The organism is Nocardioides cynanchi (genome assembly GCF_008761635.1).
In the GTDB taxonomy this organism is placed as follows: Bacteria; Actinomycetota; Actinomycetes; order Propionibacteriales; family Nocardioidaceae; genus Nocardioides; species Nocardioides cynanchi.
On record NZ_CP044344.1, the window covers coordinates 3,143,966 to 3,169,270 of the forward strand.

Annotated in this window: 27 protein-coding genes and 1 pseudogene; 14 read left to right on the top strand and 14 right to left on the bottom strand. The window is 71.5% G+C overall.

Annotated elements, in window-relative coordinates; translation table 11 throughout:
- The first annotated feature begins 38 nt into the window (after window positions 1-38).
- From E3N83_RS15140 to E3N83_RS15155, 4 genes are read left to right on the top strand one after another with little or no spacing between them, the layout of a single operon-like run.
- Window positions 39-827: a DUF4118 domain-containing protein gene (locus E3N83_RS15140; protein ID WP_238343197.1), complete on the top strand. Its 789-nt coding sequence runs from the start codon at window positions 39-41 to the stop codon at window positions 825-827.
- A gap of 8 nt (window positions 828-835) precedes the next feature.
- Complete coding sequence (locus tag E3N83_RS15145) at window positions 836-2,752, top strand: APC family permease (protein WP_151084010.1); 1,917 nt, start codon at window positions 836-838, stop codon at window positions 2,750-2,752.
- Between the two features lie 46 nt (window positions 2,753-2,798).
- Entirely contained in the window at window positions 2,799-4,139 is a 1,341-nt protein-coding gene (locus E3N83_RS15150) for a sensor histidine kinase (protein ID WP_151084011.1), read from the top strand.
- Window positions 4,136-4,801 carry a response regulator transcription factor gene (locus tag E3N83_RS15155; RefSeq protein WP_151084012.1) on the top strand — a complete coding sequence of 222 codons (666 nt, stop codon included), beginning with the start codon at window positions 4,136-4,138 and terminating at the stop codon, window positions 4,799-4,801. The genes E3N83_RS15150 and E3N83_RS15155 overlap by 4 nt, the downstream gene beginning before the upstream one ends.
- Before the next feature lie 4 nt (window positions 4,802-4,805).
- On the opposite strand, the gene E3N83_RS15160 is transcribed toward E3N83_RS15155, so the two are convergent.
- The 8 genes and pseudogenes from E3N83_RS15160 to E3N83_RS20360 form a co-directional block, all read right to left on the bottom strand.
- Complete coding sequence (locus tag E3N83_RS15160) at window positions 4,806-6,215, bottom strand: sensor histidine kinase (RefSeq protein WP_151084013.1); 1,410 nt, start codon at window positions 6,213-6,215, stop codon at window positions 4,806-4,808.
- Window positions 6,212-6,925, bottom strand: coding sequence for a response regulator transcription factor (locus tag E3N83_RS15165; protein ID WP_151084014.1), 714 nt, complete (start codon window positions 6,923-6,925; stop codon window positions 6,212-6,214). Before E3N83_RS15165 ends, E3N83_RS15160 begins: the two co-directional genes overlap by 4 nt.
- A 162-nt stretch (window positions 6,926-7,087) precedes the next feature.
- Window positions 7,088-7,945 (bottom strand): fructosamine kinase family protein, encoded by an 858-nt coding sequence (locus E3N83_RS15170; RefSeq protein WP_151084015.1) that lies wholly within the window; start codon window positions 7,943-7,945, stop codon window positions 7,088-7,090.
- A 95-nt stretch (window positions 7,946-8,040) separates the two neighbouring features.
- On the bottom strand, window positions 8,041-8,373 hold the full coding sequence (locus tag E3N83_RS15175; protein ID WP_238342934.1) for a pyridoxamine 5'-phosphate oxidase family protein: 333 nt from the start codon (window positions 8,371-8,373) through the stop codon (window positions 8,041-8,043).
- Between the two features lie 27 nt (window positions 8,374-8,400).
- A complete protein-coding gene (locus E3N83_RS15180; protein WP_238342935.1) occupies window positions 8,401-8,889 on the bottom strand; it encodes a low molecular weight protein-tyrosine-phosphatase in 489 nt (162 codons plus the stop codon).
- 2 nt (window positions 8,890-8,891) lie between these two features.
- A complete protein-coding gene (locus E3N83_RS15185; RefSeq protein ID WP_151084017.1) occupies window positions 8,892-9,284 on the bottom strand; it encodes a phage holin family protein in 393 nt (130 codons plus the stop codon).
- Window positions 9,285-9,309: 25 nt separating this feature from the next.
- The gene (locus E3N83_RS20355; RefSeq protein ID WP_420371847.1) at window positions 9,310-9,753 is read right to left on the bottom strand and encodes an FCD domain-containing protein; all 444 of its coding nucleotides are present in this window, start codon (window positions 9,751-9,753) and stop codon (window positions 9,310-9,312) included.
- A 9-nt stretch (window positions 9,754-9,762) separates the two neighbouring features.
- Window positions 9,763-9,993: pseudogene (locus tag E3N83_RS20360) on the bottom strand (GntR family transcriptional regulator); the annotation flags it as partial.
- A 97-nt stretch (window positions 9,994-10,090) separates the two neighbouring features.
- Here E3N83_RS20360 and E3N83_RS15195 point away from each other — a divergent pair.
- The 6 genes from E3N83_RS15195 to E3N83_RS15220 all read left to right on the top strand — a co-directional run bounded on the left by E3N83_RS15195 (window position 10,091) and on the right by E3N83_RS15220 (window position 15,418).
- On the top strand, window positions 10,091-10,996 hold the full coding sequence (locus E3N83_RS15195; protein WP_151084019.1) for a dimethylarginine dimethylaminohydrolase family protein: 906 nt from the start codon (window positions 10,091-10,093) through the stop codon (window positions 10,994-10,996).
- Window positions 10,997-11,021: 25 nt separating this feature from the next.
- Window positions 11,022-11,492, top strand: coding sequence for a hypothetical protein (locus E3N83_RS15200; protein ID WP_151084020.1), 471 nt, complete (start codon window positions 11,022-11,024; stop codon window positions 11,490-11,492).
- A 49-nt stretch (window positions 11,493-11,541) separates the two neighbouring features.
- Window positions 11,542-12,117, top strand: a complete 576-nt coding sequence (locus E3N83_RS15205) for a VanZ family protein (RefSeq protein ID WP_151084021.1) — start codon at window positions 11,542-11,544, stop codon at window positions 12,115-12,117.
- Window positions 12,114-13,190 carry a histidinol-phosphate transaminase gene (gene hisC, locus E3N83_RS15210; protein ID WP_151084022.1) on the top strand — a complete coding sequence of 359 codons (1,077 nt, stop codon included), beginning with the start codon at window positions 12,114-12,116 and terminating at the stop codon, window positions 13,188-13,190. Before E3N83_RS15205 ends, hisC begins: the two co-directional genes overlap by 4 nt.
- A gap of 88 nt (window positions 13,191-13,278) precedes the next feature.
- A complete protein-coding gene (locus tag E3N83_RS15215; RefSeq protein ID WP_151084023.1) occupies window positions 13,279-14,295 on the top strand; it encodes a hypothetical protein in 1,017 nt (338 codons plus the stop codon).
- A gap of 97 nt (window positions 14,296-14,392) precedes the next feature.
- Complete coding sequence (locus tag E3N83_RS15220) at window positions 14,393-15,418, top strand: hypothetical protein (protein WP_151084024.1); 1,026 nt, start codon at window positions 14,393-14,395, stop codon at window positions 15,416-15,418.
- Between the two features lie 117 nt (window positions 15,419-15,535).
- Here the strand turns inward: E3N83_RS15220 and E3N83_RS15225 are convergent, their stop codons facing one another.
- Both E3N83_RS15225 and E3N83_RS15230 read right to left on the bottom strand, forming a co-directional pair.
- The gene (locus tag E3N83_RS15225; protein ID WP_151084025.1) at window positions 15,536-16,795 is read right to left on the bottom strand and encodes an MFS transporter; all 1,260 of its coding nucleotides are present in this window, start codon (window positions 16,793-16,795) and stop codon (window positions 15,536-15,538) included.
- A complete protein-coding gene (locus tag E3N83_RS15230; protein ID WP_151084026.1) occupies window positions 16,792-17,379 on the bottom strand; it encodes a winged helix-turn-helix domain-containing protein in 588 nt (195 codons plus the stop codon). The genes E3N83_RS15225 and E3N83_RS15230 overlap by 4 nt, the downstream gene beginning before the upstream one ends.
- 88 nt (window positions 17,380-17,467) lie before the next feature.
- Between E3N83_RS15230 and E3N83_RS15235 the strand changes: the two genes are divergently transcribed.
- Both E3N83_RS15235 and E3N83_RS15240 read left to right on the top strand, forming a co-directional pair.
- Window positions 17,468-18,442, top strand: coding sequence for a glutathione S-transferase C-terminal domain-containing protein (locus E3N83_RS15235; RefSeq protein WP_151084027.1), 975 nt, complete (start codon window positions 17,468-17,470; stop codon window positions 18,440-18,442).
- A 3-nt stretch (window positions 18,443-18,445) separates the two neighbouring features.
- A complete protein-coding gene (locus tag E3N83_RS15240; RefSeq protein ID WP_151084028.1) occupies window positions 18,446-19,270 on the top strand; it encodes a DUF72 domain-containing protein in 825 nt (274 codons plus the stop codon).
- A 12-nt stretch (window positions 19,271-19,282) separates the two neighbouring features.
- On the opposite strand, the gene E3N83_RS15245 is transcribed toward E3N83_RS15240, so the two are convergent.
- On the bottom strand, window positions 19,283-20,941 hold the full coding sequence (locus E3N83_RS15245; protein ID WP_151084029.1) for an MFS transporter: 1,659 nt from the start codon (window positions 20,939-20,941) through the stop codon (window positions 19,283-19,285).
- A gap of 113 nt (window positions 20,942-21,054) precedes the next feature.
- Here E3N83_RS15245 and E3N83_RS15250 point away from each other — a divergent pair, with 113 nt between their 5' ends.
- Window positions 21,055-21,942 (top strand): MarR family winged helix-turn-helix transcriptional regulator, encoded by an 888-nt coding sequence (locus E3N83_RS15250; RefSeq protein WP_151084030.1) that lies wholly within the window; start codon window positions 21,055-21,057, stop codon window positions 21,940-21,942.
- 19 nt (window positions 21,943-21,961) lie between these two features.
- Here the strand turns inward: E3N83_RS15250 and E3N83_RS15255 are convergent, their stop codons facing one another.
- From E3N83_RS15255 to E3N83_RS19620, 3 genes are all read right to left on the bottom strand, one after another.
- The gene (locus E3N83_RS15255; protein WP_151084031.1) at window positions 21,962-23,323 is read right to left on the bottom strand and encodes an AAA family ATPase; all 1,362 of its coding nucleotides are present in this window, start codon (window positions 23,321-23,323) and stop codon (window positions 21,962-21,964) included.
- A 178-nt stretch (window positions 23,324-23,501) separates the two neighbouring features.
- On the bottom strand, window positions 23,502-23,708 hold the full coding sequence (locus E3N83_RS15260; RefSeq protein ID WP_151084032.1) for a hypothetical protein: 207 nt from the start codon (window positions 23,706-23,708) through the stop codon (window positions 23,502-23,504).
- A 126-nt stretch (window positions 23,709-23,834) separates the two neighbouring features.
- A complete protein-coding gene (locus E3N83_RS19620) occupies window positions 23,835-23,987 on the bottom strand; it encodes a hypothetical protein (RefSeq protein ID WP_191907822.1) in 153 nt (50 codons plus the stop codon).
- A 951-nt stretch (window positions 23,988-24,938) separates the two neighbouring features.
- Here E3N83_RS19620 and E3N83_RS15265 point away from each other — a divergent pair.
- Entirely contained in the window at window positions 24,939-25,214 is a 276-nt protein-coding gene (locus E3N83_RS15265; protein ID WP_151084033.1) for a cyclase, read from the top strand.
- The last annotated feature ends 91 nt before the right edge of the window (window positions 25,215-25,305 follow it).

A 25,305-nucleotide genomic window follows, 5' to 3' on the forward strand; every position in this document is an offset into this window, starting at 1 on the left:
GGGGTCCGTCCGCGGCGGCGCAGGATGGAGTCGTGACCATGCACCAAGCGCTCGTCGGGCGCGTCGTCGACAACCCTCGGATGTGGCCGCCCCGCGGCCAGTGGCGGCCGGTCGCGCGGGTCGGTGCCCTGACGCTGCCGTTGCTCACCTGTGCCGTCCTCTCGACCGTCCGGGACCGGGTCCCGGCCGCGCCCGCGGTGCTGGTCCTGGTGCTCTGGGTGGTCGCGGCGGCCGCCACCGGCGACCGCCTGGCCGGCCTGCTCGCGGCGGCGTCAGGGGGCCTGTGGTTCGACTTCTTCCTGACCGCGCCGTTCCGGCAGCTCGCGATCAAGGGATCCGACGACGTCGAGACCACCGTCCTGCTGGTGCTGATCGGGCTCGCCGTCACCGAGATCGCCCTGTGGGGCCATCGGCAGCAGGCGCGCGCGGCCGGCCGGTCCGGCTACCTCGACGGCGTCCTGGGTGCGGCTCGCCTCGTGTCGGAGGGTGACACTCCCGCCGCGACGCTGGTCGAGATGGTGGCTCGGCAGATCAGCGAGGTGCTGGGTGTTGACGACTGCCGCTACGAACCCGGCCCGGTCTCGGACGCCCGCGTGGCGGTGCTCAGGCACGACGGGACGGTCACCCGGGGCGACCACGTGGTCGACGTCGACCGGCTGGGTCTGCCGTCCAACGACTTCGTCGCCATCCCGGTGGGGCGGGGAGCGCGGGTCGTCGGGCACTTCCTGGTGATCGCGGTGTCGCACGTCACCTACCCCACCCCCGAGCAGCGTCGGGTCGCGGTGCTCCTGGCCGACCAGGTCGCCGCCGCCGTCGAGACGGTCTGAGCCGAGCCATGACCTCCACCGCACCGGCCCCCCTGTCCCAGCGCGCCCGCCACTGGCTCGTCGACGAGGGAGAGGTCAACCACGCCGACCAGGGCCAGCCCTGGTGGAAGGTGATGTGCCTGACCGGGGTCGACTACTTCTCCACCCTCGGCTACCAGCCCGGCATCGCCGCCCTCGCGGCCGGCCTGCTGTCGCCGGTGGCGACGCTGGTCCTGGTCGCCCTCACGTTGTTCGGCGCCCTTCCGGTCTATCGACGCGTCGCCGAGGAGAGCCCGCACGGCGAGGGCTCGATCGCCATGCTGGAGCGGCTGCTGAGCTTCTGGAAGGGCAAGCTGTTCGTGCTCGCCCTGCTCGGCTTCGCGGCCACCGACTTCATCATCACGATGACCCTCTCGGCCGCCGACGCCTCGGCCCACCTGATCGAGAACCCCAACCTCAACCCGCTCCTCACCGGCCACCAGGTCGTGATCACGCTGTTCCTGCTGGCGCTGCTCGGTGCGGTCTTCCTGCGGGGCTTCACCGAGGCGATCGGGCTGGCCGTCGGCCTGGTCGGCCTCTACCTCGTCCTCAACGTCGTGGTGATCGGCGTGGGCATGTGGCAGATCGCCACCCACCCCCACCTGGTCCCCGACTGGAGCGCGGCCCTGACCCAGCAGCACGGCAACCCCCTGGCCATGCTCGGGGTCTCGCTCCTGGTCTTTCCCAAGCTGGCGCTGGGGATGTCCGGCTTCGAGACCGGCGTCGCGGTGATGCCGCACGTCAGCGGCGACCCGGACGACACCGAGTCCCGGCCCGCCGGCCGGATCCGTGGCACCCAACGGCTGCTCACCACGGCCGCGGTGCTGATGAGCGTCTTCCTCGTGACCAGTGCCTTCGTCACCACCCTGCTGATCCCTGCTGCCCAGTTCCAGCCGGGCGGGCACGCCAACGGCCGTGCCCTGGCCTACCTGGCGCACCAGTACCTCGGCAACGCCTTCGGTACGACGTACGACGCCTCCACGATCGCGATCCTGTGGTTCGCCGGCGCCTCGGCGATGGCCGGGATGCTCAACCTGATCCCGCGCTACCTGCCCCGCTACGGCATGTCTCCGGAGTGGGCCGGCGCCGTGCGTCCCCTCGTGCTGATCCTGACCGGCACCGCGTTCCTGATCACCTGGATCTTCCGGGCCAGCGTGGACGGCCAGGGGGGCGCCTATGCGACGGGGGTCCTGGTGCTCTTCACCAGCGCGGGCGTCGCGGTCACGCTGGCGGCCCGCAGGGCCGGGCAGCGCAAGCGGATGATCGCCTTCGCCGTGATCACCCTGGTCTTCGGCTACACCACGGTCAGCAACGTGATCGAGCGTCCGGACGGCGTGAAGATCGGCGCCTGCTTCGTGCTGGCGATCGTCGTGGTCTCGATGGCCTCGCGGGTCAAGCGGGTCTTCGAGCTGCGGGCCACCGAGATCGACTTCGACGCCACCAGCCAGGTCTTCGTCCGCGACTGCGCCCGTCGGACGATCCGCCTGGTGGCCAACCAGGCCGGGGCGCGCGACGTCGACGAGTACGTCGAGAAGCTCAAGCGCCTGCGCCGCGACCACGACCTGCCGGTGGACCCCGACGTGATCTTCGTCGAGGTGACCGTCGTCGACCCCAGCGACTTCGAGGGCCGGCTGCATGTCCGCGGCGAGGTCCGGTGCGAGCGCTACCGGGTGATGTCCGTGACCGCCCCGTCGGTGCCGAACGCCCTGGCTGCGCTGGCGCTGCGGATCCGCGACGACACCGGCGCCGTGCCCCACATCTACTTCGAGTGGACCGAGGGCAACCCGGTGCAGCAGTTCCTGCGGTTCCTGCTGTTCGGCAGCGGCGAGGTCGCTCCCGTGACCCGGGAGGTGCTCCGGCGGGCCGAGCCCGACCTGGCGCGGCGGCCCCGGGTGCACGTCGGCTGACCCGCCTCGCCTGACCCGGAGCCCGCGCGTGGTGGACACTGGGCGCGTGGACGACAGGGCCCCGGCGGCCGCGCTGAGCCCGCGTCGGCACGTGCTGGGCTGGACGCTCGCCGTGGGCGGCCCGGCGGTGCTCACCGGGGTGCTCGAGTCGTTCGGCCACCGTCCCTCCGGCACCGCTCTCGACACGATGCTCTACCTCAGCCTGACTGTCGGGGTGGCCCTGGTCGGCGGCCGGTGGCCGGCCCTGGTCGCGGCGGTGCTGGGGGCCCTCCTGCTCAACTACTTCTTCATCCCGCCGCGGCACACCCTCAACGTCGCGTCCGGCACCGACGTCCTCACCCTCGTGGTCTTCGTGGTGACCGGCGCCGCTGTCGCCGCGGTCGTGGACGCGGCGGCGCGCCGACGGGTGCAGGCCCGGATCGCCGAACAGGAGGCCGCGACCCTGGCGATGCTGAACCGGCAGGTCCTCGGTGGGGAGTACGACGTGTCCCGGCTGCTCGCGCTGGCCCGCGACACCTTCGGGGCGACCACCGCCGAGCTGGCGACCGGGGCGCCGCCGACCGGGGCGGCGGCCGTCGTCCTACCGGCCGGGGCCGGCGGGTGGCTGGTCCTGCACGACGCCGTGCTGGGCGACCGGGAGCGGTCGGTGGCCGCGGCCTTCGCCTCCCACGTGGGCGTGCTCCGCGAGCGCGAGGAGCTGGCCCGGCAGAGCATGGCGGCGCGGCAGCTCGAGGCGGGGAACCGGACCCGCACCGCGCTCCTGGCCGCGGTGTCGCACGACCTGCGGACGCCGCTGGCCGGGCTACGCTCGGCCGCCGAGACCCTGCGCGTGCACGACCACCAGCTCGGGGAGGGCGAGCGGCACGAGCTGCTGAACGCCATGGACTCCTCGATCTCGCGGCTCACCACGATGGTCAGCGACCTGCTCGACATGAGCCGGCTCCAGACCGGCGCCGTGCTGCCGATCGCCGACGACGTCCCGCTCCGTGAGGTCGTCGGCCGCGCGCTCGCCGGTCTCGACGGCGCCGAGCGGGTGGAGGTGGGCGAGCTGCCGACGGCGTACGTCGACGCCGGGCTGCTGGAGCGGGTGGTGGCCAACCTGGTGGCCAACGCACTGCGGTTCAGCGAGCTGGTCCGGATCGACGGCGTCGCCGACGGGCGTCGGGTGCGGCTGCGGGTCGTCGACCACGGGCCGGGTGTCGCCGCCGCCGACCGGGCCCGGATCTTCGAGCCGTTCCAGCGCGAGGGCGACGTCGGGACCGGCGTGGGGCTGGGGCTCGCGGTGGCGCGTGGCCTGACCGAGGCGCAGGGCGGGTCGCTCGAGGCGGAGGAGACCCCCGGCGGTGGCCTGACCATGGTGGTCGACGTCCCGGGAGAGAGCTCGTGAAGGTGCTGCTGGTCGACGACGACGCCACCCTGCGGCGGACGCTGGGGATCGGGCTGCGGGCCGCCGGTCACGAGGTGCTGGTCGCGGCCGACGGTCGTACGGCGCTCCAGGCCGCGCGCGAGGACCGTCCCGACATCATCGTGCTCGACCTGGGCCTTCCCGACCTGACCGGCTTCGAGGTGCTGCGCCGGGTGCGGGCCTGGAGCACGGTCCCGGTGGTGGTGCTCTCCGCGCGGGCGGAGTCCGCGGAGAAGGTCGAGGCGCTGGATCTCGGTGCCGACGACTACGTCACCAAGCCGTTCGGGATGGAGGAGCTCCTGGCCCGGGTGCGGGCCGCGGCCCGCCGCGCCGGCTCCGACGTACCGGTCCTCACCGCCGGCGACCTCGTGATCGACCTGCCGGCCCGACGGGTGACCAAGGCCGGCGTGGTGGTCCGGCTGACCCCCACCGAGTGGGGGCTGCTGGAGATGCTGGTGCGCACCCCGGGCCGGCTGGTCAGCCAGCAGGACCTCCTGCACGAGGTGTGGGGACCGACGTACAGCCGCGAGACCAACTACCTGCGCGTGTACGTCGGTGGGTTGCGCAAGAAGCTCGAGGACGACCCGTCCAGCCCTCGGCACCTGATCACCGAGCCCGGCATGGGCTACCGCTTCGAGGTCTGAGGGATCAGCCGGCGACCAGCGCGTGGCCGGGCAGCTGGAGCACCATCCGGGTGCCGCCGGCTGGCGCCTCGTCGGCCCGCACCGCACCGGAGTGCCGCTCGGCCACCTGCCGCACGATCGAGAGCCCCAGGCCCGAGCCGGGCATCGAGCGCGACTCCTCGGAGCGGTAGAACCGGTCGAAGACCTGGGAGCGGTCCTCCTCGGCGATGCCCGGCCCCTGGTCGTCGACGGTCAGCTGACCGTGGTTGAGCCGCACCGAGACGGTGCCGCCGCGTGGGCTCCACTTCACGGCGTTGTCGAGCAGGTTGGTGACCGCTCGCTCGAGCGACCTCGCCTCGCCGGTGACCCACCACGGCTCGGTGTCGACCTCGAAGACCAGGGAGGTGCCGCGGCGGCGAGCCCGGGCGACCGCCCGGTCCACCACGTCGGCGAGGTCGACCTGCTCGACCACGGGCCGGATCGGCTCGTCGCGGGCCAGCTCGACCAGGTCGCCGACGAGGGTCGACATCTCCTCGATCTGGGCCCCGACGTCGTCGAGCAGCTCGGCCCGGAGCTGGGGATCCAGGCCGCCGGACTCGTCGGCCTGGAGCAGCAGGTCGAGGTTGGTCCGCAGCGAGGTGAGCGGTGTGCGCAGCTCGTGGCCGGCGTCCGCCACGAGGCGCCGCTGCCGGTCGCGCGACGCCGAGAGGGCGGCCAGCATGGCGTTGAACGCCGTGGCGAGGCGCGCCACCTCGTCGCCACCCTCGACCGGCAGTGGAGTGAGCTCCTCGGTGCGGGCGATCACCTCGACGTTGTCGGTGAGCCGGCGCACCGGTCGCAGGCCGTTGCGGGCCACGGCCCAGCCGGCGGCGGCCGCACCGATCACGCCGGCCAGCCCGAACAGCAGCATCACCGCGCCCATCTTGCGCAGCACCCGCTCCTGGGGCGCGAGGTTCTGGGCGAGCACCAGCGCCGTGTCACCGCCGGCCGGGACGGTGACGACGCGGTAGTCGATCCTCCCGGCGGAGATCGTCCGGATGCTCGGCGCGCCCTGCGTGGACGCGACCGCCAGCTCCGGGGTGCCGATCTGGAACTTGGGGCCGGTGTCGGTGGTGTGGTTGCCGTGCGAGTCGATGTAGAAGATCCGGACGTCGGCGGCACCGACCGCCCACAGCGGGACCTGCTCGTTGGTGATGCTGGCCATCGTGGTGCCGCCCGCGGCCTTCTGGGCCCGCTCGAGCAGGGAGTTGTCGAGGGAGCTCTGCAGCGACATCCGCACCGTCAGGAAGGCGCCGAGCGCCACGAAGGCCACGGCCAGACCCACCGCGATCGTGGTCAGCAGCACGACCCGGCTCGCCAGCGACCGACGGTAGTGCCAGCGGCGCTCCTCCCAGCTCGACGAGCCGAGGGTCTCGCGCACGGTCGCGCTGTTCATGACTCCTTCAGGACGTAGCCCACACCCCGGACCGTGTGGATCAGGCGCGGCTCGTCCTCGGCCTCGGTCTTGCGGCGCAGGTAGCCGACGTAGACCTCGAGGGAGTTGGCGGTCGTGGGGAAGTCGTAGCCCCACACCTCCTCCAGGATGAACGACCGCTCGAGCACCCGCCGCGGCCGCCGCAGGAACATCTCGAGCAGGGTGAACTCGGTGCGGGTCAGCTCCATCGCGCGGTCGCCGCGCCGCACCTCGCGACTGCCGAGGTCCATCGACAGGTCCGCGAACGACAGCACCTCGGGATCACCACCGTCGGCGGGTACGACGCGCCGCAGCAGGGCCCGGAGCCGCGCGAGCAGCTCCTGCAGGGCGAACGGCTTGGTCAGGTAGTCGTCGGCGCCGGCATCGAGCCCCTCGACCCGGTCGCCCACGGCGTCCCGCGCGGTGAGCACGAGCACCGGCACGTCGTTGCCGGCCTGGCGCAGCGCCCGAGTCGTCTCGATCCCGTCGAGCCTCGGCATCATCACGTCCATGACCACCACGTCGGGGCCGATCCCGGCGATGCCGGCCAGCGCCTCGGCGCCGTCGCTGGCCAGGGACACGGCGTACCCGTTGAACTCCAGGCTGCGCCGGAGGGACTCGCGGACGGCCTTGTCGTCGTCGACGACCAGGACGCGCGGCTTCGCGGCGTTCGAGGAGGTCGTCGGGGTCACGGCCCTACTGTGCCAGCCGGTCCTGAGCCACGCCTGAGAAGAAGGACGGCGCGGTGGTCGAGCGGAGAAGTTCGGTGGTCGAGCGGAGAAGTTCGGTGGTCGAGCGGAGAAGTTCGGTGGTCGAGCGGAGAAGTTCGGTGGTCGAGCGGAGTCGAGACCACCTCACTGGAACCGTCCCGCGACCTCCGCCGCGCGGGCGCCGTACCCGCCACCGAACAGGCAGGCGTGGACCAGCAAGGGGAACAGCTGGTGGATGCCGACGCGGTCCTGCCAGCCGTCGGCCAGCGGCGCGACCTCCTCGTAGGCGTGCAGGACCCGCGGCAGGTGGGCGAGCCCGAACAGCGCCAGCATCGCCAGGTCGGTCTCGCGGTGGCCGCCGTGCGCCGCCGGGTCGATCACACAGCAGCCGCCGTCGTGGGTCCACACGACGTTGCCGTTCCAGAGGTCACCGTGCAGCCGGCTCGGCGCCTCCTCGGGCACCAGGTCGGCCAGCCGGCGCACGATCCCCTCGACCACGTCCGACTGCTCGGCGGTGATCGCGTCGCGGTCGCGGGCCAGCTTGAGGTAGGGCAGCAGCCGCCGGGTCGCGTAGAACTCGGCCCAGGTGGGCGCCGGGCGGTTGGGCAGCGGGAGCCGGCCGATGAAGCCGTCGCGGTCGAGGCCGAACGTCTCCGCTCCGGCCGCGTGGGTCTGGGCGAGCGCACGGCCGAAGGCCGAAGCAGCGTCGATGGTCATCTTGCCGGGCTCGACCCAGGCCAGGATCAGGCAGTCGGGCCGTACGGCGAGCACCTCGGGCACCGCGACGCCCCCGGCCTCGCCCAGCCAGGTCAGCCCCGCCGCCTCGGCCTCGAAGAACCCGTCCGGGGCATGGGTGAGCGTCTTCATGAACGCCGATCGGCCGTTGCCCAGCCGGAGCTTGGTGGCGGTGGAGATGTCACCGCCGGCCACCGGTGCGGTGGCCACGACCGGCGTGCTGAGGAGCTCCTCGGCACGACGCGCGACATGGGGTTGGCGGGTCATGTCGAGCACCTCCTCCGACGTGGCACGCCCACGGTAGTACGAGCCCGGTCAGTCGAGCTCCCAGCCGTGCCAGCTGTCGACCCGGATCCAGGCACTCACGCGCCGCCGTAGTGACGGGCCAGGCGGTCGATGTCGGCCCGGGCTCGCTCCTCGTCGTGCTCCCAGCGCACGATCGGGCCGCGGATGCTGACGTGGGTGTACCACTCGCCGTCCTTGAGGGCGCTCAGCGAGACGTAGGGGTGCTGCTGCATCCAGGCCAGCCGGGCGCGCCCGGCGTCCATGTTCACGAGGATCGTGCCGTCGTCCTCGACGAGGTACCACGTGGCCACCGACATCGGATGGCCGCTCGGCATCACCACGGCGATCACGGCCGGGTTGGGCTCGCGCAGCAGCGCGGCGGCAGCCTCGGGGAGCGGGGCCTGGGGCATCGTGGTCCTCCTGGGTGTCTCGGTCGGTCAGGCCAGCGTGTCCGCGACCTCGGTGACCAGCGCATCCGACGTGCGCTCGATCAGGTCCAGCACGACCGCGAAGCCGTCCGGGCCGCCGTAGTAGGGGTCCGGCACCTCGCCGGGACCTCCCGGGTCGAGGTCGCGGAACAGGCCGACCCGCTGGGAGCGACCGCCGAGGTCGTCGAGGTTGCTCTCGTCCATCGCCAGCACGAGGTCGTGCTCGGCGGGCCAGGTGCCGTCGTACTGCCGGGCGCGGTGCCGGCTCGGGTCGTAGCCGGCCCGGCGCAGCACGGCCGCCGCCCGGTCGTCCATCGGCCGCCCCACGTGCCAGTCGCCGGTACCGCTGCTGCGGACCACGACGCGGTCGTCGAGACCCGCCGCGGCGAGCCGCGACTCGAGGACGACGTGGGCCATCGGGGAGCGGCAGATGTTGCCCAGGCAGACCAGGGCGATCGCGTAGCGTCCGGGCTGCCGCGGTGGGGGCAGTGGTGGCACGGTCAGTCGTCGTCCTCGAGCACCACGGCGTCGATGAAGGTGTTCACCAGCGTGATCACCAGTGAGCCCCAGACCGCGGTCCAGAAGCCGGTCACGTGGAAGCCGATGCCCACCTGGCCGGCGATCCAGGCGGTCAGCATCAGCATCAGCGCGTTGATCACCAGCAGGAACAGTCCGATGGTGAGGATGATGAAGGGGATCGAGAAGAAGGTGACGACCGGCTTCACGAAGCTGCTGATCGCGCCGAGGATCAGCGAGACGAGCAGCAGCGGCAGGACCTTGTGCTGGATCTCGGCGGAGCCCGAGCTCGGTCCGGTGAAGTAGATCCCGTCGAAGAGCCAGGTCGCGACCGCGACGGCAGCCGCCGTGGTCAGGAGCCAGGTCACGAACCGCACCGGTTCAGCCTAGCGGGGCTGGCCGTCAGGCCAGGTCGAGCCGCTCGATGATCGCGTCCTCCGCGCCGGCCAGGTGCTGCTCGAGGTCGGCGACCGCCGCCTCGATGTCGCCGGACTCCAGCAGGTCGAGCAGGTGGTGGTGGGAGCCGGCCTGGTCGCGCGCGTTGCGGCGGACCCGGTCGATCTGGGCCAGGGCGAGCCGGAGCTCGGCGACCACGGACTCGGCCATCGCGACCAGGCGCGGCGAGCCGGTCAGGGCGACCAGGCTGAGGTGGATGGCCAGGTGGCGCTGGTTGAGCTCGCGGTACCCCGCTCCCTGGGCCACGGCACGCTCGTAGTCGGCGAGGGCGCGGCGTACGGCGTCGCGAGCCTCGTCGCCGGCGTCCGGCCAGTTCCGCACCCCGGCCATCTCGAGCACCGCACGGGCCCGGGCCACATCGCGCACCGAGTCGGGGTCCGGACTGGCCACGCTGACCCCGCGGTTGGGCTCCCGGGTGGCCAGGCCCTCGGCGACGAGGACGGCGAGCGCCTCGCGGAGGGTCGGCCGGGAGACCCCGAGGGACTCGGCGAGCGCCACCTCCCGCAAGGGGGTCCCGGACTCGAGCTCACCCTCGAAGACCGCGCGACGCAGCTCCTCGGCGACCCGGTCCACGGTCGAGGAGTGCTCGAGGTGCAGCGTGCCGAAGGTGTCCGGCGTGCTCGCGGTCATGAGCCCATTCTCCGGCACCGACTTGATCTGCGCCGCATCGTCCGGCACACTGACGTCCTTGTCAGATTGTCAGACAATTATGGTGGGAGGTGGGTCCGTGGGGACCACGCTGCAGTGGGGCCGGCGCTACGTGATGGTGCGGCCCGAGCACTTCCGGGTCGACTACGCGATCAACCCCTACATGGACCTGAACAACCAGCCGGACCCCGAGCGCGCGATGGCGCAGTGGGTCGACCTCGTCTCGACCATCGAGCGGGTCGGCGGCTCCGTCGAGGTCGTGCCGCAGCGCGCGGACTCTCCCGACATGGTCTACGCGATGAACCTCGGGCTCGCGCTGCTGCGCCCCGACGGCCGCTCGCACGTCGTGATGTCGCACATGCGGCACCCCGAGCGCCGGCGTGAGTCCCTGAGTGCCCAGCCCTGGTTCGAGGGCAGCGGCCGCAGCACGTCGTACGTCGGTCGCGACGGCGTCGGCGCCCACCTCGAGGCCGGTGACGTCTTCGCCTGGGGCGACGCCCTGGTGGCCGGCTACGGCCCCCGCACCGAGGAGCTCGCGCTCAAGCACCTCGCCGGCGACCTCGGCGTCCGGGTGCGCGGCGTCCGGATCACGCACCCGGCGATGTACCACCTCGACCTGGCGTTCTGCCCGCTCGACGAGCGCCGGGCGATGGTCGCCCCGGGTGCCTTCGACGACGCCTCCGCGTCCGCGCTGCTGGATCTGGTGCCCGAGCCGCTCGTGCTCACCGACAGCGAGGCCCTGACGACGTTCTGCGCCAACTCCGTCGTGGTCGGGCGCACCGTGGTGATGCCGGCCGGCAGCCCGGAGCGAGTCAAGGCCCGGCTGGTGGAGTGGGACTTCGAGGTGGTGGAGGTCGACGTCAGCGAGTTCCACAAGGGCGGCGGCTCGATCCGCTGCCTGACCAACCCCGTGGACGTCGAGCTCGGTCGAGACCTGCCCCTGGTACCCAACGGCGGACAGGTCGTGATACCACCGTTGTCCTGAGGGCACGCGCCCTCCGGGAGGGTCCATGTCCACGTCCTGGCAACCGGTGGCACGGGCGTTCGTGCTCCCTGTGCTGGCCCTCGCCCTGCCGGTCGTGCTGACCGGCTGCGTCAGCCGGCAGACGGCGGACCGGGCCGACGCGCAGGTGCTCGGTGGGCTGACCCGGGCCGAGTTCAACACGGCCATCCGGGTCGCACGGCATGCCGCGAAGCGTGAGGGAGCCGAGATCAGGACCGCCAGTGCGGGGGTGGTCACCGGCCGTCGGCGGTCGCTGCTCGGGGTGCACGGTCACGCCTGCCCGCCGGGCCGCCTCCTCGACGTACGGCTGGTCGGGACCTTCCCGCACGCGTCCCCGGCGCCGGGATCGGGGTCGAACGCGGTGGTCGGTGGCGAGGACCTGATCGCCGACCCGGCCACCGGCACGGTGTGCGCCCACTCCTACCTCGCCGGCCGGATCATCACCGACCTGTCCATGGTCAGGCTCTACTCCGGCTGAGGTGGGCCTGGTGTGGGAGCCGCGACGTGCGGCCACCTAGCCTCGTTGCATGGTCCCGATCGGCGGCACGACCTGGATGCTGCTCCTCGCGGCGGCGGCCGGCTGCTGCTGCCTGGTGGTCGCGCTGGCCGTCGGGCGGCGGATGGGCCCGGTCGCCGGAACGGCGTGGGGCGGCCTGCTCTGGAGCATCGTCGTGATCGGCCTGGTCACGCTGCTGCCGCCGGTCGATCATCCCGGGATCGTCCCGGCGTCCCAGCACCAGACGAGCTGCAGCTGGGACATCGGCGGTCCGTCTCCGGGCGGCTTCTGGATCTTCGGTGGCGGCCAGCAGCTGCTCAACGCGCTCCTGTTCGTCCCCGCGGGGCTGCTGATGACCGTCGCGTTCTCCCGGTGGCGGGCCGGGCGGCTGCTGGTGCCGATCGGCTTCCTGCTGCTGGCGTCGTACTCCCTCGGCATCGAGGAGATCCAGCTCCACGTGGCGCGGATCGACCGCGCGTGCGACGTCACCGACATCATCGACAACGTCGCCGGCGCCGGCATCGGCGTGCTTCTCGGGCTGGTGCTGCTGCCGGTCCTGCGGCCCTGGCGAGGGCGCGGTCGCGGCGCAGCTAGGTTGAGCCCATGACCGGTCCTCAGCCGCGCGCCTGCGTGACCCAGATCCCGGCGTACGTCGCGGGGAAGCCGCCGGCGCCACGTCCGGACATGACGACCTACAAGCTCTCCTCCAACGAGAACCCGTTCGGGCCGCTGCCGGGAGTGCTCGAGGCGGCGGCGCGGGCCGCCGAGCAGATGAACCGGTACCCCGACATGGGCAGCACCGCGCTCTACGCCGCGCTGTCCGACAAGCTCGGGGTGGCGACCGACGAGCTGGCTCTGGCGACCGGCTCGGTGGCCCTGATCTACCAGCTGGTGCAGGCGTTCTGCGAGCCGGGCGATGAAGTGGTCTATGCCTGGCGGAGCTTCGAGGCCTACCCGATCGGGGTCACCGCCGCGGGTGCGCGGAGCGTCCAGGTCCCGGTCACCGCGGACGGGCGGCACGACCTCGACGCGATGGCGGCCGCCGTCACCGAGCGCACCCGGATCGTGCTGGTCTGCACGCCGAACAACCCGACCGGGCCGGCGGTCAGCCAGCGGGAGCTCGACGACTTCCTGGCCAAGGTGCCCTCGCACGTGCTCGTCGTCGTCGACGAGGCCTACGTGGAGTTCGTCCGGATGAGCGACCCCGTCGACGGCGTCGCGACGGTGCGGGCCCACGACAACGTGGTGGCCACCAGGACCTTCTCGAAGGCCTACGGCCTGGCCGGCTTCCGGGTCGGGTATGCCGTGGGGCCGGCGCCGCTGACCGGCGCGCTGCGCGCGGTGTCGCTGCCGTTCGGTGTCTCAGGCGTCGCGCAGGCCGCCGCGCTCGCGTCGCTGGCGGCCGAGGCCCAGCTGCTCGAACGGGTGGACTCCCTGGTCGCGGAGCGGGACCGGGTGGTGCGGGGACTGGCCGAGGCCGGTGTCGTGGTTCCCGAGGCCCAGGGCAACTTCATCTGGCTCGCCACCGGAGACCGGACCGCCGAGCTCGCCGCGGCCGCGGACGACCTCGGCATCGTGGTCCGGCCGTTCGCCGGCGACGGCGCCCGGGTCTCGATCGGGGAGGTCGAGGCCAACGACCGGACCATCGAGCTGGGGCGCACCTTCTCGTTCGGCTCCTGAAAAGTCTCCCGCGTTCGTATTCACCGGGGGTGTCCCGGTCCTACGCTCAGGGTCACTCAGTCGCCAGCACCCAACGGGGAGTTCTCGCATGCGCACACGCCGCAGGTTCCGTCGCACCATCGCCGTCACGGCCTCGGCCGGGCTCGCCGCCGGGCTCGCCTGGCTGCCCGCCGGGCCCGCCTCCGCCGCCGTCGTGGCCCAGTTCGCCGCCCAGGGCAGCGCCAACACGTCGTCGTCGTGCACGCTCACGACCGGCGACGACCAACCGTCGTCCCCCGGAGCGACGTTCTCCAGCGGCACGCAGAGCCAGAGCGTCGACCTCGCCGCCACCTTCACCAACACCGGCAACTCGGCCGACACGGTCTCGATGACCGGCCACTACGCGACCACCATGACCGTGGCCAAGCAGGGCGGGGACCTGTCCAAGCTCGTCGCCACCGGCAAGGGCAGTGTGGGCATCTCCGCCGCGCAGGGCAGCGCGTCGGCGTGCCTCCCGCAGGCCTTCGTCGACCTGTTCGGGTTCTTCGAGTTCACCGAGTCCCACTCGGGCTGGATCTACATCACCCGCAACACGGTGCCGAAGCAGGGGATCGCCCTGGCCGCGGTCGCCGACGAGGCCACCAGCAGGGCCATCGCCTTCGACGTCTGGCAGGGGGCCGGGTCCTCGGCAGTCTCGCGCGGGTTCCTCACGCCCGGCACCTTCGGTGGCCAGATCGCGGTGGGCCTCACGGCCGGCAACGTGCCGCCGATCTTCCCCTTCAAGCGCACGCCGCAGAGCTCGATCGCCGTCACCTTCCACCGCTCGGGCTCCGCCTTCGCCGCGACGGCCGGCAGTGCCGGCAGGTTCGTGAAGTTCCCGGGCTCGATCTCCTGCTCCGGCCACAAGGCGACCCTGACCTGGAAGTCGGGGGCCTCCAAGGTCGCCTCGGGCTCGTTCCTGGTCAACGGCAAGACCAAGGCCTCGGACAGCAACCCCAGGTCCGGGCGCCAGATCGTGCTGCGACACCTGAGCAGCACGGCCGACAACACGATCACCGCCAAGCTGTCGCTCGCCGGCGGCGGCCACGCGTCGGCCTCGAGGACCTACGTGCCCTGCCAGGGCTGACGATCTGGTCTAGACCACGCCGGGATCGTATCCCCGGCCGGCCCCGATGCTCCTAACCTGCGAAAGGCATCTCACCCCAGCCCTGGAAGGATCCTCCATGCTCGGATCAACCCGTCACCAGCGCGTCCTCGCGCTGTCCGCCTGTGGCGCTCTCGTCTCGGCACTGGCGCTCCTGCCCGTGGGTCAGGCCTCGGCCCTCGGCCCGCCCGACGCCCTGTCAGTGGGCGGCAACGTCGACTTCTCCTCGAGCGGCCCGACCTGCACCGAGGTCGGTACCGAGCCCAGCGACACGGTTCCCATCGTCGGCGGTGGGGCGTCCGACAGCGTGTCCATGGACGTCACGGTCACCAACACCGATGCCGTCACCCCGGACCCCGGTGACCACACCCACGTCACGGGGAGCATCACCGCGGCCGCCCGGGTGAAGAAGCACAACGGGTCGATGACGTCCTTCAGCGTGTCCGGCACCGGCCGGGTGACGTCGGTGAGTGCCGAGGGGAGTGCCTCCCAGTGCAACGTCTCGGCCCAGATGGAGGCCGTGATGACCACGGTCTTCACCGAGGCCAAGCCCGGCTGGGTCTACGTGACCCGTGCGCAGCCGAAGGGGACCGCGACCTTGATGGCGATCGCCGACAGCACGGGCAGCACCGTGCCGTACGAGGATCTCTTCAGTGGGCCCAAGTCGAAGAACACCGAGCGGGTCTTCCTCAAGCCGGGGACCTACGAGGCGATCAACCTCTTCGTCGTCAGCACGTCCGGCACCGGGCTGCTGCTCAAGGCCGGAACGCCGAGCACCTCGCTCTCCGGCGCGTTCCACGCCGCGGGGTCCGCCCTGGGCGGCACCAAGGGTGCCGCGGGACGGTACGTGAAGTTCCCGGCGTCCATCTCCTGCAGCCAGCACTCCGCGAAGCTCACCTGGACCGGCCACGCCGGCCAGGTGGCGGCGGGCTCCTTCTCCGTGAACGGACAGAAGAAGGCGTCGGCACGCAACCCCCAGGCGGGACGCTCGGTGGTGCTGCACCACCTCGGCAAGACCGCGGACAACAAGATCACCGCCAACCTGACGCTCAAGGGCGGCGGCCACGCCACCGCGTCGCGGGTCTACGTGCCCTGCAAGGGCTGACCACGTCGCACGGGAAGGGCCGGAGGCGCTGCCTCCGGCCCTTCTGCATGCCGGCCCGCCGTACGAACCGGGCCAGACCAACGGGCGGCCGACGGGGGCGGTGCCCGGCACGGCCGATCAGACCGCGACCGGCGCGGGCTCGACGGCGCGGTCCATCTCCCGGAAACGAGGCAGCAGGGTCGGCGCCATGGTGGCCGCGAAGTAGCAGAGCCCGACCATCAGCAGGGCAGGGTCGAGTCCGATCCCGCTCACCAGCACGCCGCCGAGCACACCACCCAACGGCATCAACGACCAGCAGACGGCGCTGTTGAGGGCGGTCACCCGTCCGACCAGCGCCGGCGGGATCCGCTCGAACTCGACGGCGCCGAGCACCGGGTTGAGGAAGCCCGAGGCGCAGCCGCCGACCACGCACATGGCCAGGATCGCCCACAGGGGCACGCCGATGGCGAACAGCACGAACCGCGGAAGCCCGGTCACCAGGAAGGCCACGACGTACGTCGTGAAGCGCGGCAGGCGGGTGCCGTACGCGGCCGCCACGAACGAGCCGAGCATCGACGCACCGCCCCAGACCGAGAAGATCAGTCCGAGCACCCCGACCCCGGCGCCCGACTCGCGGGCCCAGACCGGCAGCAGCACCGCCGACCAGGCGAGGTCGAGCAGGTTGGTCACCGCGATCATCAGGCACAGGCTCATCAGCAAGGCGTCCGAGCGGAGGAAGTCCCACCCGGCCCGCAGCTCGGCGAGGTACGACGTGGGCTCGTCGTCAGCGGTCGGCTCACCGTCGACGGCTGACACAGGCTCGACCAGACCCCGGGTCGTGACCAGCAGCACCACCGCGCACACGCCGAACGACAGGGCGTCGACCGCCACGGCGTTGGCCGGCCCGATCGTGGCGACGAGCCCGCCGGCGAGGGCGGCGCCGATCATGGTGGCGCCGCGCTCGATCGCCGAGGCGAGGCCCGTGGCCCGCTCGAAGGGCACCTCGGCGCTCGCCACCAGGCTCGGGACCATCGCCCCGACGGCTGCGTCGCCCGGCCCCCGCAGGCCACCGCCGATCGCCACGAGCACCAGCGGCACGGGGAAGGTGAGGTGGTCGGAGCGGTGCAGCAGGGGGATCATCCCCACCGACACCATCGAGAGCGAGTCCGCGACGATCGCCAGCCGGCGCGGCCCCACCCGGTCGACCAGCGGGCCGCCGGTGGCCTTGAGGATCACCAGTGGGGTCAGCTCGGCGGCCGCGACGAGGCCGGTGCGGGTGGCCGAGCCCGTGGTGACCAGCACCAGCCAGGGGATCGCGATCATCGAGACCCGGGTGCCGAGCAGGGAGATCGCCTCCGCGGTCAGCCAGCCGTAGAGCGGCAGCCGGCGGGCGCTCATAACGCGGTCTCGTCGAGCACCACCGTGCCCGGCCGTGGGAAGGCGTTCAGGTTGACCACGAAGTCCCCGGCACCCGGGGTGTCCTCGCCGTCCTCCTGCTCCGACCACGAGTCCACCAGCGCGGCCAGGGCGTCGGTCAGCTGCTCGGCACGCTCGGGGGTCAGCCGGAGGTGCCAGTCGCTGGTGGTGCTCGCGCGCTGCCAGGCCGTCGGGAGGTGACGCCGTTCGGAGACGGCCTGCATCAGGGACTCGGTGTACATCATCGCCACAGACTGCAGGTAGCTCTCCGCGCTCTCGGCCTCCTCGGCGTCGTCGAACCGCAGCCCGGCGCGGGTGCTCTGGTGGGCCGCCCGCCACCAGCGGTCGCGGGCGTCGCCGCGCTCGGCGTCCTCCTCGATGAAGCCGTGCTCGGCCAGCTGGCGCAGGTGGTACGACGTGGCGCCGGTGTTGAGCTCGAGCCGGCCGGCCAGGCCGGTGGCCGTGGCCGGGCCCTCGAGCCGCAGCAGCATCAGCATCTTCAGCCGGGTCGGGTGCGAGAGCGCGCGCAGTCCGGCGGCGGTGGGAGTGATCGCGGAGGTCGCCATATCGCCAACATATCCTTGCAAAGGTATGTTTGCAAAGAGGTGTTGGCAGAAAGTCAGGTGGACCGCGACCCGATGGGTACGGGCCGGCATGACCCCCTCCACGGCGTACGTCACCCCCGGTCAGGCCTTCGAGCGCGACACCGACTACCTCCCGGACCGGATCACGGCCGAGCCGGGACGGTCCCGCGACCCCTACGAGCGGGACGACCTGGCCGCACCGACGCGACCCGCGGAGCCGGGGCGCTACCGGCTGGTCGCCGCGAAGGCGTGCCCGTGGGCGACCCGCGCGATCATCGTCCGCGAGCTGCTCGGCCTCGAGGGCGTGATCTCGCTCGGGCTGGCCGCGCCGACCCACGACGAGCGCAGCTGGAGCTTCGGGCTGGACGCCGGGGGGCGCGACCCCGTGCTCGGGATCTCCCGCCTCCAGGAGGCCTATCTGCGCCGCGACCCGTCGTACGACAAGGGCATCACGGTGCCGGCGATGGTGGAGATCGACAGTGGCGAGGTCGTCACCAACGACTTCCCGTGGATCACCCACGACCTCTACTTCGAGTGGCGTGACCACCATCGCGCCGATGCGCCGGACCTGTGGCCGGCCCACCTCCGTGAGGAGATGGACGACGTGATGGAGCGGGTGTTCACCGAGGTGAACAACGGCGTCTACCGCTGCGGCTTCGCGGGATCGCAGGAGGCCTACGACGAGGCCTACGACCGTCTCTGGAACGCCCTGGACTGGCTCGAGGACCGGCTCGCCGACCGCCGCTACCTCATGGGCGAGGCGCTGACCGAGGCCGACGTGCGGCTGTTCACCACCCTGGCTCGCTTCGACGTCATCTACCACGGGCACTTCAAGTGCAACCGGCAGAAGCTGACCGAGCTGCCCGCGCTCTGGGGCTACGCCCGCGACCTCTACGCGCTCCCTGCGTTCGGGGGCAACACCGACTTCGAGCAGATCAAGCAGCACTACTACGTCGTGCAGGGCGACGTGAACCCCTCGGGGATCGTGCCGGGCGGTCCCGACCTCTCGGGCTGGCTCACCCCGCACGGACGCGAGACCCTGTGACGCATGGCTGAGCAGGGCCGGGTGCGGGTGGGGATCTCGGGCTGGCGCTACCCGGCCTGGCGGGGCGACTTCTACCCGACGGGCCTGCCGCAGCGCCGCGAGCTGGAGTACGCCGCCTCGCAGCTGACCTCGATCGAGATCAACGGCTCCTTCTACTCCCTGCAGCGCCCGACGTCGTACGCCGCGTGGCGGTCCGAGACGCCGGACGACTTCGTCTTCACGGTCAAGGGCGGCCGCTACGTCACCCATCTCAAGCGGCTCGTCGACGTCGACACCGCGCTGGCCAACTTCTTCGCCTCGGGGGTGCTGGCCCTCGGGCCGAAGCTGGGGCCGTTCCTCTGGCAGCTGCCCGAGACGCTGCGCTTCGCCCCGGACGTCCTCGACGACTTCCTGGGCCGCCTGCCGCGATCGACGGCCGCCGTGGCCGCACTGGCCGAGCGCCACGACGACAAGGTGGCCCCCGACCGCGCCCTGACCACCACCGACACCGACCGGCCGGTCCGCCACGCGCTGGAGTTCCGCAGCCCGACGTTCGCCGTTCCCGAGGCGATGGCGGTGCTGCGCGCGCACGACGTCGCCTGCGTGTTCGCCGACACCGCGGGTCGCTGGCCACGGGTGGACGAGGACACCGGCCCGATCCGCTACGTCCGACTGCACGGGGACCAGGAGCTCTACGCCAGCGGCTACACCGCCCGGGCGCTCGACGAGTGGGCCGAGAGATGTCGGGGCTGGGTGGCCGGCGGTCAGGACGTCTTCGTCTACTTCGACAACGACATGAAGGGCTTCGCGCCCCACGACGCGATGGCCCTGATCGCGCGGCTCGGCTGACGTCGTACTCCGTCAGCGTGGGGGCCCGGCCTCCTGGGGCACCGAGCTGGCGGCCTCGTCGGACGGACCTTGCGGACCCCGGGCCACGAAGTCCTTCTGCCGGATCAGCACGAGCGAGAGCAGGCCGGCCGTGAAGGCGATCACGGCCGCGATCAGCGTCACGTGGTTGAGGGCGTCGACGACCGCGGAGGTGCCGACCTGGTGCACGAGGTCGTAGGCCTGCTGGCCGGCGCTCGGGCCCTGCGCCGCGGTCGCAGCTTGCTGCGCTCCGGCTGCGGCGGCCGAGACCTGGCCGCCCGACAGCGCCGAGGTCAGACCGTCGAGCGCCTGCGGTGGCACCTTCCCGGCCAGCCCGGGGCGGACCGCGTCGGCCACCTGCTGGCTGAAGATGGAGCCGAGTGCGGCGATGCCGGTGGCGATGCCGACCTGGCGAAAGGTGGAGTTCACCCCGCTGGCCATGCCCGCGCGGGCGACCGGGACGACGCCGACCGCGGTCGAGGCGAGCGGCGGGTTGATCATCCCGATCCCGACGCCCGCCACCAGCAGGCCCGGGATCAGGTGGGTCCAGGACGAGCCGTCCTGGATGCCGTGTACGAGCAGCAGGCCGACCCCGAGGATCAGGAAGCCCGGGGCGATCAGCCACCTGACCGGCACGTGCTCGGTCAGCCGGCCGGCGATCGCGGCGGCCACGAAGGAGGCTCCGGACAGGAAGAGGAAGCGCACGCCGGTGTCGACCGCCGAGTAGCCGAGCACGTTCTGGACGTAGATCACCAGGAAGGTGAGCAGCGAGAAGATCGAGGCGGAGACGCCGAACGCCGCGATCAGGCCGCCGGTGAAGGTCGGCTTGCGAAGCAGGCCGAGGTCGAACATCGGCTTGTCCTGGACCACCTGGCTGATCAGGAACACGACCAAGAGCAGGCCCGACGCGACCAGGGAGAGCACCACCCTCTGCTCGCCCCAGCTGGTCTGGCCGGCCTCGATCAGCCCGTAGACCAGGGCCCCGAGCGAGAGGGAGAACGACACGAAGCCGAACCAGTCGGGCCGGCCGGCCGCCGGGTCCTTCGACTCCGCGACCCGCATCAGCGAGACCGTCAGCGCGACCAGGCAGATCGGGATGTTGACGAAGAAGATCCAGCGCCAGGACAGCCCGCTGGTGAGGGCACCGCCGAGCACGGGGCCGATCGCGACGGCGACGCCGGTGGTGGCGCCGAAGACCCCGAACGCCGTACCCCGGTCCTTGCCGTGGAAGGCACTGGCCAGCAGGGCCAGGGCGGTGGCGAACATCGCGGCGCCCCCGATGCCCTGGAACGCCCGGGAGATCTGGAGGAAGAAGATGTCCTGGGCGGCGCCGCAGGCGATCGAACCGGCGGTGAAGAGGACCAGCCCGATCACGAAGACGCGGCGTCGTCCGTAGAGGTCGGCCAGGGAGCCGGCCGTGAGCAGCAGGGCTGCCAGGCTCAGGGCATAGGCGTCGATCACCCACTGGAGGTCGGACAGCGAGGCGTGCAGCTCGGTCTGGATGTCCGGCAGCGCGACGTTCACGATCGTGATGTCGAGCAGGAGCATGAAGACCCCGGTGCAGACGGCGGTCAGGGTCCACCACTTGGGGTCGCGTCCGCCCGTTCCGGCAACCGGTGAGTCGGCACGGGGTGCAGCGCTGTCCGAGGCCATGAGGTCCTGCCCGTCCGGTCTCCTCGAGGAGACCACATCATCACTGACTTAACGATTACCTGCGGTACGATACGCCCGGATCACTGATCGTCAAGTGCCTAACGATTGAGCTGATGATGAACACCGACGCCGGAGCAGCTGGTCGCGTGCTGCTGCCTGCCCTGGCCGAGCATCCTGGCCACCTGGTCTGGCGGGCGCGGGCGCGGGTGGTGGCGGCGCTCGAGGAGGTGCTGCCCGAGAGCGTGGACATCCACGGCTACGCCGCGCTCCTCGCCCTCGCCGGTGGCGTCACGAGGTCGCAGCAGGCGCTGGCCCGCACTGTGAGCGTCAGCGGTACGACGATGATGCGGGTCGCCGCGGACCTCGCCGACCGCGGTCTGGTGCAGCGGGTGCGCAACCCCGACGACCGCCGGTCCTACGCCCTGACCCGCACGCCCGAAGGCGCTGCCGCTGCGCGCACCTGGCGTCGCTACGCCGAGGACGTCGAGGAGTCGGTCACCTCGGGGTTCACCGTGCGCGACCGTGAGGACCTGCGCACCCTCCTGCTCCGGGTGGCAGCCACTGATCTGGCTCCCGACACCCCCGAACCGCTTCGCGAGAGCATCGCCTTCCTGGTGACGAGGGTGCACTTCCACATGCACCGCGACTTCCAGGCCGCCCTCGAGCCGGTCGGCATCGAGCCCGCGCACTTCGGGATGCTGGTCGCCCTCGGGTCGAGCGGCGCGGAGTCACAGTCGGAGCTGTCCCGGGCCTTCGGAGTCAGCGGCGCCCACATGGTGCAGCTCGTCGACGATCTCGAGCGTCGCGGCATGGTCGCTCGCCGCCGGCTCGAGACCGACCGTCGGGCGCAAGTGGTGGGCCTGCTGCCCGCGGGCCGTCAGGTGGTACGACGTACGACGCCCCTCGCGCAGCGCGTCGCCTCCGACCGCCTCGCGCCACTGACCTCGGCCCAGGCCCGACGACTGGTCGTGCTGCTGCAGCGGCTGGTCACGGCACCCTGACGGTGAGTGCGTCTCGCACCTAGTCGTGGCCGGGCTGGGTGCGGGAGTCGTCGGTCGAGCCCAGGAGAGCACGGGTCAGTCGGGCCGAGTCGGACTGAAGCTCATCGGTGGCGGCCTGGAGATCGCCGTCCCCGGGCTCGCGCCCGTCCATCGCAGCCAGCAGCACGGCTCGGCGGACCAGCTCCTTGGCATAGGACGCCGTGGTGCCCGCGGACGCGCCGGCGGCACGGGAGACGGCGTCGGCGGAGAACGGGAGGCCCGACGCATACAGATGGATGAGGGCGCGCCGGTCGGCCTCGCTCGGGAGGGGTATCTCCACAGCGAGGTCGACGCGTCCGGGCCGCTGCACGAGGGCCTTCTCCAGCGCTTCGGCTCGGTTGGTCGTGAGCAGGAAGACAACGTCGGCGTCCTCGTCCAACCCGTCCATGGCATCGAGGAGGGTGAACAGCAAGGGGGACGCGCCACCGCCGAAGTGATGGTCGCGGTCCTCGGCGATGAGGTCGCAGTCCTCGATCACCACGATCGCGGGTTGGTGCGCTCGAGCGATCTGGGCGGCCGCGCCCACGTGCTGCATGTCGGTGCCGCTGAGGAGCACGACGGTCGTGTCCAGGCCGGCGCTCACCAGATGGCGGACGGTGTGTGTCTTGCCCGTGCCCGGTGGGCCGTACAGCAGCACCCCGCGCTTGAGGTGCTGCCCCTGCTCGCGCAGCCGGTCGCGGTGATGCCCGAGACCGACCACATGCGCTCGCACCTGGTCCAGCGTGCCTTCCGGCAGGACCACACGGTCGGCCGGCAGCTCGGGGCGTCGGTGGAACGTCAGTCCCGACATGGAGCGTCCGTAGGGGTTGCCGCTGAAGCTGATCACCTGGCGCCAGAGCACGCTCCGGCGCATCGCCTCGTCGCGGAGACCAGCGAGCATCGCGGCGGCCGCGCCGGGGTCGACGGCGAGCACCTCCATGCGCGCCTGGGACCCGTACTCAGGGTTGCCGACTCGCTGCAGCACCGCCATGGGGGAGCCGTCGTGGTGGAAGACGTGGAGGCCGAACCCCACCGTCGCTCGCTCGGTGTCGGGCCCCGTGGCCACGTTGAGCCGATCGACCTGGCCACTGCGGAAGCGACCCCAGGGAGCGTTGGACATCAGATCGCTCAGGGAGCTGTGGTGCCGCTGGTCGCCGCCGCCCACGCCCAGCAGCCGGGCGTTCGGGTCGCGGGCGACCATCTCCTCCAGCGCGATGTCCATGTCGACCCACCGATGGGTCATGATCGGCTCGACCACGACCGGAAGCTCGTCGGCTGCAACCCCGAAGTGCTCGTCCAGGATCGGAAGCAGGTCCTCGCCTCGCCGGTCGGCAGCCGCCTCCTCGTGGAGCAGCTGCTTCATCAGGCGCGTCAGCGCAGTGCGTAGCTCGTCATCGGCCGGATCAGTGCCACCGAGGTCCATGGAGAAGAACGTAGTGGCTCACCTGCGCGCTCTAACGACCGCGGACGTCTCGATCTGGGGAGGGTCAGGACGGAGACATGAGCAGGCGAGGCACCGCTGCATGTGAGTGCGGTCGGACTCATCCGTCGAAGTGAGACCAGATGTAGAGCCAGACCGCGAAGGCGCCCGCGAGCATGAGTACCGCGACGACGCAGACCGCCACCAAGACGATGACCCACGGTTGCCACCCGGCGGCGTGTGGCTTCATCGGTGGTTCGGGGTCGGTCGGAGCCGGGTACCCCGGCCCGTAGTCCGCGCCCGTGGGGACGTCCTGAGAAGACGGCATGCGGTCAGGATGACTGGGACAGAGCCGTGACCGCACGATTATCCGGGGTTGACGCCGTCCGGGAGTTCCAGCCGGGCAGGGGACTGACGGGGCGGAGTCGCCCAACTCAGCGGAATGAGCAGGGCGTCATGAGAGCTCGTTCCTGCCGATCACGACGTAGCCAACGACGACGATGGCCAGGACGGCGACGAAGCCGAGGACCGACACGAGGACGCCGAGAAGACCGCCGACGCCCAAGCGACGTGTCCGGGGCGCGAACAGCGCTATCAGCCCCAGCACGCCAGACTAGCCATGCAGAGGAGCGGGATCAGGAACCCAACGCCCCAGTGACCGGTCATCAGCACGACCAGTCCTAGGCACGAGGCTGAGAAGTTCACGGCCACAGAACACCACAAGGCATCTGCGCGGCTGGCACCTTCCAAGCTCGACACGGACGAAGGGTAGGTGCCGGCGTGCCCAGCCGTCCGCGCATCGACAGTGGCGGCGCGGACAGAGGCATGTGAGGGCGATGGCCCGGCGATGCCTTACAGCGCGGGCGCGAGGTTCGCAGCCCCGGCTGTGAGTCTGAATCGCCCGACTGCGAATTCACTCGCGCATTGCTTGCCAGTGGTCGGGTCTGCCCTCACGGTGATCCACGTGTCTGGCCCGGGTGCCGCTCCTGCGTGACCTGCCAAGCCTCCTCCCAGCACGTTGGGGAAGTCTCCGACTATCGACACAACCAGCAGGTGACCCGAGGGACATGAGTTCGAGACGTCGTCTTGGGCCTGGACCCTGCCGCTAACGACGTAAGCCACGGCGCGGGACACCGTCGCACGATCCTCCGCCAACACTGAATGGGCAATCGCGACGGCTCTGTCGTACTGGGAGCTGGTCAGGGTGCCTCGGTCGGCTGTGTGGCGCGACCGCTCCTGCTGGTGGTGTACCAACACACCTGCGCTCATGCTGGCAATCACGACCAGCCCGAGACCTGCCGGCCAGATTCGAGTCCTCATCACCCGTCCCGCCCTCTCGCAGTCAGGATGGACGTCGCCAGGACCAGCCGCCAGGTCCGTGTTCAAAACGTTGTCACCGCTCATCGGCATGAGCGAGCACGGACAGCGGCATGAGAGGGCGTTCCGGTGGACTCCTGCTCTCGGGGGGAGTTCTGCGAACTTACTTGACTTCTGATCATTAGAGGTCTAGTAATAGGGCTCTCGGGTACTCACAACACCGAGGAAGGACAAGACAGACATGACCACACTGGCAGTGCGACACACGGTGCAGGACTTCAACACCTGGAAGGCCGGGTTCGACGGGCATGACCAAGCGCGTCGTAGCCATGGGTCCACCGGCTACCGGGTGCTCCAGGACGGCAACAACGTGCTGGCCCTGATCGAGTTCCCCGACGCTGCGGCCGCGCGGGCCTTCCAGACCGACCCGAAGCTGGGCGAGGTCATGGCCAACGCCGGCGTCCTCGGGGCGCCGGACATCAGCACCTGGTCCGAAGCATCCAGGGAGATGTACTGAACACGGGGCGAACCTCCGGCCAGAAGGGCTCCCGCACCGGGAGCCCTTCGCGGCGTCACGTCGCGACCGACTTCGAGCGCGAGTTCCCCGG